We start from the raw sequence: 450 nt of genomic DNA, 5'->3' as shown, positions 1-450 counted from the left end.
TGCTACACACGCACTAGCCCGCGGCGCCGAACTGATCATGGTGCGCGACAATCGCCGCCACGCGTCGATCTCAACGATGTCGGCCTATCTGCATAGCGATGAGGTTCGGCGGACGCTGCAGTTCGATCAGGCATTTGAGGCACGCAAAGTCTAGCGTACGGCCGATTCGAACGAGGAATTAATATTCCTCTTATAGGTCAACGAGATAAGGCCATTTTGGCGAAATTTTGCGAATCCCGGTCAGCCCTCTCACTGCCTGATTGGTCACAGAATTCCGCCACAGGTCACTCCGACGGACGCACTCAGCGGTGTTCAAAGCGAAGCTGGCGCTGGCAGCGATCAAAGGCGAGCGGGCGCTGGTTGAATTGGCACAGCGGTTCGATGTGGAACCGAATCGGCGTCATTCATTGGCCGCATACGATCATTCGTCTTTGACGCACGGTGATGTAC

General features: G+C 56.0%; 1 pseudogene. It reads left to right on the top strand.

Features of this window, described 5'->3' with window-relative positions:
* Positions 1 to 260: 260 nt before the first annotated feature.
* Positions 261 to 450 (top strand): annotated as a pseudogene (locus tag ACU8YC_RS27520) (hypothetical protein); the annotation flags it as partial.

The organism is Citrobacter sp. VF227 (assembly GCF_052950715.1).
Note: the sequence above shows the minus strand (reverse complement) of the source record. Positions and strands in the feature narration are given on the sequence as shown.